At 40.2% G+C, this 11,651-nt stretch carries 8 protein-coding genes; 5 read left to right on the top strand and 3 right to left on the bottom strand.

The window, feature by feature from the left end; all coding sequences use genetic code 11:
- Window positions 1-299: 299 nt before the first annotated feature.
- From DS742_RS29305 to DS742_RS27650, 3 genes are all read right to left on the bottom strand, one after another.
- Window positions 300-1,100, bottom strand: a complete 801-nt coding sequence (locus DS742_RS29305) for a hypothetical protein (RefSeq protein WP_205692817.1) — start codon at window positions 1,098-1,100, stop codon at window positions 300-302.
- Between the two features lie 650 nt (window positions 1,101-1,750).
- Window positions 1,751-5,911, bottom strand: coding sequence for a hypothetical protein (locus DS742_RS27655; protein WP_117420125.1), 4,161 nt, complete (start codon window positions 5,909-5,911; stop codon window positions 1,751-1,753).
- A gap of 41 nt (window positions 5,912-5,952) precedes the next feature.
- Window positions 5,953-8,223, bottom strand: coding sequence for a DUF6273 domain-containing protein (locus tag DS742_RS27650; RefSeq protein ID WP_147325897.1), 2,271 nt, complete (start codon window positions 8,221-8,223; stop codon window positions 5,953-5,955).
- A 605-nt stretch (window positions 8,224-8,828) separates the two neighbouring features.
- Here DS742_RS27650 and DS742_RS30105 point away from each other — a divergent pair.
- The 5 genes from DS742_RS30105 to DS742_RS27630 all read left to right on the top strand — a co-directional run.
- Window positions 8,829-8,984 (top strand): hypothetical protein, encoded by a 156-nt coding sequence (locus tag DS742_RS30105; protein WP_170313623.1) that lies wholly within the window; start codon window positions 8,829-8,831, stop codon window positions 8,982-8,984.
- A 465-nt stretch (window positions 8,985-9,449) separates the two neighbouring features.
- Window positions 9,450-9,962: a GNAT family N-acetyltransferase gene (locus DS742_RS27645; protein ID WP_117420123.1), complete on the top strand. Its 513-nt coding sequence runs from the start codon at window positions 9,450-9,452 to the stop codon at window positions 9,960-9,962.
- Between the two features lie 206 nt (window positions 9,963-10,168).
- Window positions 10,169-10,384 (top strand): hypothetical protein, encoded by a 216-nt coding sequence (locus DS742_RS27640; protein WP_117420122.1) that lies wholly within the window; start codon window positions 10,169-10,171, stop codon window positions 10,382-10,384.
- Window positions 10,385-10,609: 225 nt separating this feature from the next.
- On the top strand, window positions 10,610-11,251 hold the full coding sequence (locus tag DS742_RS27635; protein WP_117420121.1) for a peroxiredoxin: 642 nt from the start codon (window positions 10,610-10,612) through the stop codon (window positions 11,249-11,251).
- A 158-nt stretch (window positions 11,252-11,409) separates the two neighbouring features.
- Window positions 11,410-11,651, top strand: a 242-nt coding sequence (locus DS742_RS27630; protein WP_147325896.1) for a transposase family protein, incomplete at its 3' end; no start/stop codon positions are given.

Raw genomic sequence — 11,651 nt, 5'->3', positions numbered from 1 at the left:
CCCATCTATCTGCCACATTTACTACAGTTAATTCCGAGTAGTTATTGGACTTCAGTTTGTTGTGCAACTTTATCCTTAACCATAGCCTGATGTGGTTTCTGTTCGTCAGATCAGAGATTTGCCTCCACCTTCCTTCAGATTCCATCTCACGGTGGACACCCTTGGTCTTGGCTGTATCCTTCCCACTACTAGGGCGGATTAGGGACTTTCACCCATTAGAAACGTGCGCCGCAAGGCGCACACAAAAAAAGACTACCGATTATGAATCAACCGATAGTCTTTTGAAATTAAATTATTATTTAAAAGTAAGGATTAGGAGTTCCCCAAAGTTGTGCTGCCCTTTCACTGGACTCATAATCATAGCCCAATGCTCCGATTGGAAATCTTACAAAACCGTACCACGGAGTATTGTCATTATATTTCCTTGTCATGACCTTTCCATCAATCATTAGCCGACCAAGCTCGTTGACCTGATATCCGTCTGGGGTTATGGTATTAGTATAAAGATAACCATATTCATTAAAGCAGTAAGCATACTTTAGACCATCCTTAGTTCCACTGGGAGAAGTCATTAACCAAGCCCATTGACTTCTATATGAAGAACCTTTACTATCACCAATCCAATAATTACTTATTCCATTTTCATTTAATAATTTCAATGAATCTTGATGCCAAGTGTCATGTTCATACTCTTGAGTGTTAAAATACTCAGTTTCAGCCGCTTCTGTACCATAAGAACAAACATGCCCGTCTGCATGAATCAATACTCCATTTCCATCCGTTTTTGATCCTCCAGCCAAAATAGCATCTTTCATAAAATTCCCATGAAGATCTTTTACATAGTAAGTATAAGTATCTTTCTTAATCGCATTACCCGCATTCAAGAAAAAATCTTTATTCTCCCACTCATTCGTTGTGTATCCTGCCGGAAGTTTATCTGCTGTCCAGATGATTTCCGCAAAAGCCGGTGTTGCCATCATTACTGTAAGTAACGTTGATAATATTGCCCCTATTATTTTCTTTTTCATCTCAATTCCTCCCTTCTCAATGAAATCATGAACTTTTCCTTCGCCTTTTTCCATTCTTTCTTTTGCTGCCAACAGATGAGCCTGATTCTCCGCCGAATAAATGGATCTGCCTGTACTGTAAATGGAATGCCATCGGAACGAATCACCTGTTTCAAAAAATATTAATTGCTGTACTGGTATTCATACCAGGCTCTTCAAAAATCATTTCACTCTGTTTTTTAAGTTCATCATTACTCTAAGATTAATACTAGCCATATCTCATCATCCTTTATATGTATTTATTATACCATATTTGTAATGCAATTGTAACACATTGCAATACTCAAAATTTTGTGTATTTAAATACATTTAGGGTGCAACATAACCATGATAAATTTATTGGTCCATTACGTTGACTTTGCAGATAGCAAGCACCATTTATAGGACGGTCTTAATTTCCTTTTTTCCTTCACTCTTCTTCAAGTTCATGAGCGGAACTGAATCTAGTTCATGCTTATAACTTTTTTTCTGTCGGTTTAACATATTCAGTTGTCAATGTACTAATATCTTTCTATTTTTAAGTAACGGTGAACTTATGTTTTCTTGATATTCTTTTTACTAGACTGGGACATCTACATACTCCCCAGTATTTAGTAAAACTCCAACCAATTATCATTTGTCCCTATCACGATTCCGTATTTCACTTTATTTTCCACCACTACAAATACTGTCCTTCGTTTTATTCATTGAATCCATTGTCCTTTCTCGTTTACGGTATAGCCATCAGCGGTAACCGTGTTTGTAAGCAGCTTTCCTTTTGTCCCATCGGAAACCGGGTTAAAGTAATACCAGATTCCGTCTATATTTTGCCAGTCACTAAGCATCTGGCCCTGCGTCCCATCAGAGGCTGCTTTTAGATAGTATGTGGATCCATCTGCATCTGTCTGCCAGCCCGTCACCATAAATCCATCTTTATCAAACCGGAACCAGGAAACCTTTTCCTGATCTCCCGTTGCAAATGGGTTACTAATGTATGCCCATTCATCGGTATAGGTCCGGTCGGAAGCGAAGATCCACTTTCCATTTCCAGTCTGGGTCCATGTGCCGGTGATTGCACCATAGGGAGCTGCCGGTCCTTTGATATTTCCTGCAGCCGTTACACCTACGGATCGGCCACCGACTCCCCCGCCGCCTCCGGAACTGCCGCCAGAAGTGGTGTTATCAATGACTGTTAAGTTTAATCTTACCTGGATTGGATCAGAAAGCTTTCCATCACTGCTCTCTGCATATACAATAGCGTTTGTGCTTCCAGAGTACTGTGATTTCCCCAGTATCTCATTGATCCAGCCAGCAATTATTTCCTGTTTTTCATTAATTACAACTAATCTGACATTTCCTTCTGAATCTGCGGAAAGTATTCCTGAATCAGAGGACCGCCACTGGGTTAACTTTTTCTCCCTATTTCCCGGATAAACAGAAGCAGAAAATTTCTTGGCTTCCATACCGCTCCAGGTATAAGTAGGACTATTTCTTCTCCCCGTTTTGGTCAGTACCAGATCAAAAGTCTCAATGTTTCGGTCCGCTTCCAGGCATTCTGCCTGGAATGAAAGTTTCACCAGACAGGTGGCTGCTTTCTTTCCATCTCTCGTAGTGGCCGTTATCTCCACATTCTTTTCTCCCTGGTAAGGAACCTGGCCAAGCGCTTCCTTGATCCAGGCAGCACCATCGACTGGAGTTACATTTCCCTGCGCATCAACGGATAATGCTTCCGGATCAGAGGTAGTCCAGATTACAGTATGGTCATAGGGCTTATGTTCTTCTGACTCATCAAGATCCGGAAGAACCATTGCAGACAGTTTCTTTGCAGTAAATCCCATCTTATCTGCAATCTGTGAATGGATATCTCCCGCCAGCCGATAGCCAAGATCATAGGATAGTTCTGTTTGATCCAGGGTAACGCCTTCCGGCACTACTCTTGTCTGGTCATCTGTCACAAAGTTGATATTTACCTGGCAGACAGCGGAAGCTTTATTCCCCAACTTGTCTTTTCCATCAACGGTAATAACTGCATCCCGGCTTCCGCTTCCTGACACTTTGGCATATGGATCATTGCTTTTGATTCCATTGTCGGTAGCTATGATGTTACGTATCCAGGCGGCATCCTTGAAAGCGCTAACCGATGCTTCCCGGTATGCCTCATTATCCTGCACCACTTGCACCACTGCCGGATCGGAACTGTTCCATACCACTTCATCCTTAGAAAAAAAGTCCGGAGTAAACGTTGCCGTTAAGGACTGGGGGGCTGTTACTGTAACCGTTTCCTGTGGATTGGTCCGATCCCCGGTCAGAGTCCTTTTGACCGTATAGGTAAGCGCCTGTTTATCAAAAACTGCTCCTTCCGTGGCTACTAAGGTATTGTCAAGGATCTGAAACGTGACATTGATCCGGCTGTTGGCAGCACAGGGTTTCCCCTCAAAAGAAGTAGAAGGTCTGGTCTGTGCCGTTAAAACTGCAACTCCACCATTTTGGTGTCCAGCTCCGTAAATCGTATTGGGAATCTTATACTGGTAGTTCTCATCTGCCTGTTTCTTTTCTGCATCCGCTATAATGGTTTGAAAGAAGGAGGAGAAAAGATTGACTGAAAGGCTTGCTGACTGTGAAGTGTATCCGTCAGTTTCCTCATCATTGTTCTTTGCCAGAGCAATGAGCTGGGGATCATCAATGCTCCACTTCACACGGCTGTCTGCTACGTCATTGTTAGCATCAATCACAGCCTTTATATTTACTGGCTGCACCTCCGTTCCTTTTTCTAATACACCGTTGATATACCGGGCCATCAGCTTTCCTTCCTTGTTTTTAATCTCTGTCGTAATTACCGGATTCTTCCGGTTTCCAGTCCTGGTCTGAGTGACTGCAAAGGTATATCTTTCCGGATCTACCTTTACAGAAACTGCCACTTTCTTATAAATGGCAGAAAGGGTGATGTTATCTTCCGGCATGGTAAATGTATAGGCATGGCTGCTGTCAGAATAGGTACTATTCTTTTTGATTCCCTTGCTATTAACATAGAAAGGAGCGCCTTCGATCTGAAACTTTTCCGTATCCGTATTGTTTGGTGCTGTTGTTACGGTGACTACGGTACCGGCTGCAATGGCTCCCCGGTTTTCTTTATCCATGGGTTTAGAATACTGGGAACTTCCCCGTACTTCCAAGGTGGCAATATCATAATAGTTCTGGCCATTTGCTATGGTATCAATCTGATTGACATTTAATAGATATCCTCTTACGGGCCTGCCCAAAGAATCCGGTGCAAAGTGATCCAGGGTGTAATTTCCAGACTCCTCATCAAGAACGGTCAGGATACCTTTTTCCAGTTCTTCATAAAAGTACCAATCCGATATAACCTTTTGTACTCCGCCCTGAACCAGAGTATAGTATAGATCTCCGGTGTGCCAGTAACCGATATGGGCGGCGTAGGTATAATCATTGTCATCCTCAATCTCTGAACCGCAGACATTGGCGCTTATCTTACTTTCCGTATCAGCAAACAGATACGCCACATCCTCGATGTAGTTGAAATTAGTTGCTGCTCCCTGTCTGGTTCCGATAAAGGTTCCTTCCCTTGCCATGGAACCAAACTGAGAGTTTCCAATAGTACCGGCAAAACGTGCCGCTTTTATTTTCCCGGCTGCATATTTCCCTGTAATCCCTCCGATGGCGGTGGAATGATAACCTCCAATGGTTCCGCTTACATAGGAGTTAAATACATTCGAATCGTTCTGATACCCTACAATACCACCTATGTATCCGGTTCCCTGAATTCTTGCGGCAGTTCCTGTGCCGGTAGATACCTCACAGTCCACGATGACGGAATTGGTGGCAACCCCAGCGATTCCACCGGCATAAATGATTTCACTTCCTCCTTTTGCATCAATCATGACTTTTTCGCAGGTGGCATTTTCAATGACAGTACCACTGATCTCTCCTGCTATTCCTCCGGAAATACCGGTGGAGCTGATGTCAGCATTTTTTACGGTTACATTACGGATCTCACTGTTTTCTGCATATCCCGCTACCACACCGGTCCGGTCATTTCCCTTTATGGAACTGCTGTCCGGAATTATGGTCAGGTCACGGATGCTCGCATTGGATACTGACCCAAAAAGTCCTACGTTGTTATAACCGGCAAAGGAAGTCAGTTTTAAATTCTTAATGGTCTTTCCGTTTCCATCAAAGAAACCATTAAATGTGTGAGTAACTTCCCCAGCCTTTTCAGAAGATTCCTGATAAAAACCGATGGGAATCCAGTCCACTCCCTGAAGATCAATATTGGCGCCCAGGGCAAAGTAACATCCGGAATAATCTCCGGCATACTTGGCTCCCTCCGCCTCCGGTACCATCATGCCCATGGCCGTAAGCTCGGATAGTCCCATAAGCTGCTCCCGGTTTTTGATCAGGTATGGCTTTTCTTCCGTTCCCTCTCCCTGGCTTCCACTTAAGAATTCAAAACTGGTCTTTCCAGACCAGGAATCCCAGATATCTCCCAGGGAACTGGAAGAAGGGACAGAAGAAAGAAGAAAAGCTGCTAAAGCTTTTTTTATTTCTGTAAAAGCAGGTTCTGATGCTTCAGACAGTGTTGCAATATGTATCGGATCTGCTATGGGAATTGCTATCGTTTCCGGATCTGCAGCGGGAATCTCTTCCGGTTCCATTTCTTGGTGATCTTCTTCATTACCAATTTCTTCACTCTCAATTTCTGTATCACGGCTCGCTTCAGAAGGTGTGGCCATTGAACTGGAAACTTCTGTCCCTGCTACCCCATATACCGCCCAGGCCGGTACTGCGGTGATTGTCAGGGTGGCACACATCACGTATGCCAGCCCTCTCACAAAATTTATTCTCATTGTTCCTCCTCGTATTTATTTTTCCAAACTCCATGTCTCTCCTATCCTTGTGGAATCGTCATGGCTGGTCTGATCCCTATGCTTGTCTCTGACACATTGACCGGCTGTATATTTCCGTCTGTGAGACTGACCGCGTATATTCCATCACCATACCAAAAATCATCCAGCCCGCCATTCTGAGGTGTTCTCAGATAATAGCCTTTCGAATAGGCGGATATCTGCGAATCAGGATTTTTTGTATCACTACCGTTAAATGACCACAAATAATCCCGATACTTTAACGCTTCTTCCACGGACAGAATAAAGATTTTATCCTCCATAGACTGATATAGACGGTCAAATCCCATTAAACTGCTCTCATTTAGCTGCTCGTATGTCCCTCTAAAAGTAGAGCCTATGTACGACCGGGTAATTCCTATATAAGCTTCATACAAGAATTGTGAATCAGAAGCATTGTTCTGCAACCACTCCCGTATCTTAGAATACTTATAGTTATTGTTATCTCCAAAATTAATCTTTTTGGATGATCCCATAATGTCGGACCGTATTATACTATCGCATAGAAATAGAGCAGCTTTCTGTCTGTTATTCATGGCATCCTCATAGTCATCATCAATACATCGAAATAAATAGGTTCTATTTCCAATGGTTCGGAACTGAACATCACCCACACTGTAGCGGACCGCTTCCGGTGTTTCATCTACCGGCTTATAACAAATGTCACAGATTCCGTCATGACCTGAGTCTGCATGTCCTGTTGCAGGTAATATCACTGTTACCTCCTTCCCGCATTTTACGCATCGTACTGTTTCATAACCGTTATCCATACATGCGGGAGCCATCCGGTCAATCACTTCATAGCTATGAACGCAGGTATTTTCATCATAAGTTTTCTCAAACCCTACCTTTAATATGGTATACATCTCATCATCAATTATTAATTGCTCCAATAAAAGCTCAGAAATGTTTTTAACAGCTGGGAACTTCTGTCCAACAACTGCGGCATTGTGGGTATATCCTTTTGCTATTACATATACTTCTTTCCGGTCTGTCCCATCTGCCATGGAGATAAGGTTAAATAGCCTCTCATTTCCTTCCTCCTGGCTTTCACTGACAAGCTGCCCGGCCGATGGCCTTTCTCCTGTAATACATTGATCTGCCTCACTGGAAATATTCAGCCAGTAGTTCAATCTTTCTTTAGCCTCTGCATCGGGATCAGGTTCTTCAGGCAAATGATCACCTTTTCGGTATTCGATATAATATTTCTGTATACCGTTACCATTCACCACAACACTCCATGGACTGGGTATCAGGGAATAATAGTAATATTTATCATTTCCCATAATTGTTTCAGGAAAATCAATAAATAGTTCCTTACCTTCCTCTGTCTTACCCTTTTGTCCTTTAAAAATCTCCCTGTCCGGCTTACCCTCTTCAACAAACTTTAAGATCCAGTCAATTTTTCTGGCTTCAGAAGGAGATGCTGGAGTTTCTTTTTCATAATAGATATTTAGAGTAATCTGATCATGAGTCAGCACAAGAGTTTCTTTCTGCCTTTTACACAGTGCATATCCATCAATATAGGGATGTATCAGTTCTATTGTTTCTGCCTCTTTCCCAGTTCCGGTTATAATCTGAAGAATTGATTTATCAGCAATATCCATATATCTTACGGTATATTTGTATTGTTTAATAGGTACCTCCGGGACTTCCTTTCCTCCATTATGATCTGGATCTGTTGGCTTATTGGGTTCAGGATTAATATCAGGCTTTTCACCTTTATTTTTATTTTTAGAAATGTTTGAGCTGCTGTGCCCCCGGCTTCCACCACTACCACCACTTCCGCCTCCCCCCGAACCTCCAGAAAATACGGTTCTGACTGTTGATAATGTATTCCTTTCTACAACCGTCTGTATCCCTTTCTTTGGGATCTCAACAATACCTTTTTCGTTAATCCATGCTCCGGATTCATTGACGATATATCCATCTGGAGTCAAATCATTCTCATACATTGCACCCTTTGGATAATTTCCCACATCTGCAGGTGATAGAAAGTAACACTTACCATCAATCCACTGCCACCCGGTCAGCATCTTACCTTTTGTACCATCAGAAATTGGATTAAAAAAATACCACTTACCATTTATCAAATTCCAGCCGGTACCCATGTGTCCCATCTGGTCAAAATAAAACCAGTCGCCATCAATCATTTTCCAAACTTTCTTTGCCCGTATCCAATTATCTTCATAAGACCAATGATCACCCTGCTGAACCCAAGTGCCATAACTTTTAATTGGAATACTTGTTATCATTAAAAAAACACTTAATAAAACAAATTTTCTTTTATTATTCATTACAAATTTTCATCACCCCTTCTTATTTGCCTTTTTTCTACCCAACCAGCCCTTTTTTCTTTGGTGCAGGTCTTACTTAATGCCCTGGGAAATTAGAAACGCCCGTGTTTTCTCAGTTAATTTCTCTAATTCTTTACATGGCAACACTCCCTTCTCATCTATCTGCTCTGTTTTAGTAAAATAGATTGTTATTCGTTCACCTCCTCAGTACAATTCCGGTTCTACTGCAGCTTCCTTTTATATCTGCACCTTTTCTTTCCTTATGACCTATTTTTGTACAAAGAACGTGACCAGATGCACAGCCACTGGAGGTGATAGTTCATTTCTGTATGACATACTGCTCCACGGCTGCCTTCCCCCTTGCTATAAAATGGAATATTCATCCCATCGGTGCCAGATGCCACTTATGGCTAACTTAGAAAAATTATTATATAAATTGGGAATTACAGAAGAAAACGCAGTAGACGAAACCGATTATGGTAATTTAAGCCAAGAATTTAAATGGGAAGGTAAATGAAAAATTAAGAAAATAAAGACAGTACTTTAAATAGTTTTTACATGAAATGGCACATTCAACTGGTCTTGCAGATCGCTTTAACCGTCCTATGATAAACATGTTTGACACTCCCGATTATGCAAGAGAAAAACTTAACGCTGAAATGGGAATAATTTTAAAAAATGTAATTTGGGAATTGAGTTTGATGAAATGGAATTCATAGAAAATGCTAGAATTCAATAATAAGCAACATTCAAAAATCAAATAAAGTTACCGGCAAAAAACAACAGTTGAGAGAGATCCACAGCAAATTTCATAATATATGATTCTCCTCTCGATTCGGTCAAAGTAATCATACAGGACTTGGTGGGAAACTTCATCAACAGGCAATACTCAGGCAAAGATTTACCTCACTGAATCTTATTATAGCATAACTTTTATAATTATTAAATACCAGGAGAAAAATTAATGAAAAAAATTTAAATCGTTTGAAAGTCTAAGAATCAACTAAAATAATCCATACTCAGTTCAATGATCTCTTGATCCTCCCTTTGAACGCCTGGCCTCATCATGCTGAATCGTTACATCAATCAATATTATGCTGTTACTTATTGGAAATTTAACATTGATAGTTAGAGTAGTTTGTTATATTATTATATGAAAATTAAATTTGGGGAGGAATAGCAAAATGATGCTTCGTTTAGTAAAATTAGAAGAAAAATATAAAATGCATCTAAATGATATGATGGAAGAATGGTATGCATCTGGCGAAAAAATCGTTCCTTATGCAATTGTTAGATATGATTATCGTTATTTTGATAATTATATAAATTGTTTAGATAGCAACGTTGAAAAAGAAGGATTTGTACCATATTCCACTTATTTTTGTCTGGATGAAGAAAGAAATTTGTTTGTTGGTGCCGTTAACATCAGGCATTATCTAAATGAATCTCTGTTTTTAAATGGTGGACATATCGGAGATGGTGTACGTCCTTCGGAGAGAAGAAAAGGAGTTGCAACCAAGATGATAGGTCTTGCCCTTAAGGAGTGCAAAAAGATTGGTTTAGATAAAGTTTTAATGGTATGTGATCAAAAGAACATAGGTTCAGCAAAAAGTATAGTAAATAATGGCGGTGTCCTGGAAAATGAAATTTTGGTCGAAAGTATTGTTGAACAAAGATATTGGATCAACATTGACTAAATTACAATTAATTATCAACAACTTCCTTTCTAACTATCAGTATTGAGCTGATAGTTTTTTTATAATTAATACGTAAAATCTCTCTAAAACGAAAAGTTCCAACAGTTCATAGGATCATCAACACGAACATATGTTTGATTTTTGAAAATAAATATGTTATACTATATAAAGACAGATTCTAACTATTTCGTTAAGGAGTCAAACAAATGCTTAATAATTGTGAAAAAAACGAATGCTTAACTTTTCTTGAAACCGGTTTAAACGCCTTAGAGAAGATCAACTGGTACGGAGAAACTGTATTTACATGCCCTATATGTGGATATGATAAAGCTAATGCAAAGAGAATTAAAACACCAAATAATATTAGAAATAAAGTCACATGGCTATATTGCGAAGAATGCGGTATGTTATTCCACGGGTAAAAAGATATAAATCAATGTCCACATTATGATTCAAATAAAGGCAATAATACAATTGAAAACGAATCATGTGGATTTTATGGAAAATCTAAGATTAAAACAAAACCAGAATATATAAGAGAACCACGGTGGTATGAAAAATATTATAAATAAGGAATATAACAATTATTAGAACTATTTTATCCAATACAGCCATATATTAATACAAAAAGCTAGTAAGGAATACCTATGAATATAAGCATTGGAATGAAAGCTCCTGACTTTACCGCAATGACAACATTCGGACCCATAAAATTATCCGGCTACAAAGGACACTGGGTGATACTGTTCTCCCATCCAGGAGATTTTACACCTGTTTGCACCACCGAATTTATTGCATTTGCGCAGGCTAATGACCAATTTGAAGCTTTAAATGCAAAATTAATCGGTCTGAGCATTGACAGCAACCCATCACATCTTGCATGGGTAAACCAGATCTATTTGCTGACAGGAATTCAGATTCCATTCCCAATTATAGCAGACCGAATGGCAGATGTGGCAAATCTGTATGGAATGATCGCACCTGATGCCGCCAAACAGGAAACGGTCCGTAATGTTATTTTCATTGACCCTGATCAGATCATTCGGGCGATATTAATCTATCCGCTTACCAATGGGAGAAATATCTGTGAAATCTTACGGCTTTTAACAGCCCTTGAAACAACTGACCGGAGCAGCGTAGTAACTCCGGCTAACTGGGAACCCGGCAGTCCTGCCATGGTTCCTCCGCCTCGTACTTACGACCAGCTTCTGGAACGGGTCAATGATCCTGGGGCGGAAAACCTGAATTGTATGGACTGGTTCTGGTGCTATAAAGATAAGCCGTGCTGATCTTTTTATCAAAAAAAGGTTCTATACTGAATGTTGGGGTGTGCTTGAAAAGCACACTTCCAACATTCTTTTTGTTGTAATAAAATACATCTATAAGAAGCCTCCCAAACGCATTATCCCGACCAAAGTTTAATGTTAACGGAGGTGACCTCTTATAGATGTACCCTAATTATAGCAAGGCATTCTTAGACTTGAAAGATGTTTTTGTAAAAAAAGTAATTCAGGCAGATTCTTTTTTAAAGTTTTTCATTGAAACCAGAACTTCTGAGCAGACCTGTCCCTGTTGTGGTTGTAAAACAAAAAGAGTTCATGACTATCGAATTCAGGAAATTGATGACACTCCTTTCCAAGGTAAAACCGTCATTCTGATTCTAAGAAAACGACGTTATTTATGTACCTC

The sequence above is a fragment of the Lacrimispora amygdalina genome (genome assembly GCF_003432035.1).
GTDB classification, from domain to species: Bacteria; Bacillota; Clostridia; order Lachnospirales; family Lachnospiraceae; genus Lacrimispora; species Lacrimispora amygdalina.
The sequence above is the reverse complement of the archived record's forward strand: the minus strand, read 5'-3'. Positions and strand labels throughout refer to the sequence as shown.

Excerpts from the sequence above, each read along its gene's own strand:
- DS742_RS27655 (WP_117420125.1), bottom strand. The coding sequence starts at position 5,911 with ATGAGAATAAATTTTGTGAGAGGGCTGGCATACGTGATGTGTGCCACC.
- DS742_RS27650 (WP_147325897.1), bottom strand. The coding sequence starts at position 8,223 with ATGATAACAAGTATTCCAATTAAAAGTTATGGCACTTGGGTTCAGCAG.
- DS742_RS30105 (WP_170313623.1), top strand. The coding sequence starts at position 8,829 with ATGGCACATTCAACTGGTCTTGCAGATCGCTTTAACCGTCCTATGATA.
- DS742_RS27645 (WP_117420123.1), top strand. The coding sequence starts at position 9,450 with ATGATGCTTCGTTTAGTAAAATTAGAAGAAAAATATAAAATGCATCTA.
- DS742_RS27640 (WP_117420122.1), top strand. The coding sequence starts at position 10,169 with ATGCTTAATAATTGTGAAAAAAACGAATGCTTAACTTTTCTTGAAACC.
- DS742_RS27635 (WP_117420121.1), top strand. The coding sequence starts at position 10,610 with ATGAATATAAGCATTGGAATGAAAGCTCCTGACTTTACCGCAATGACA.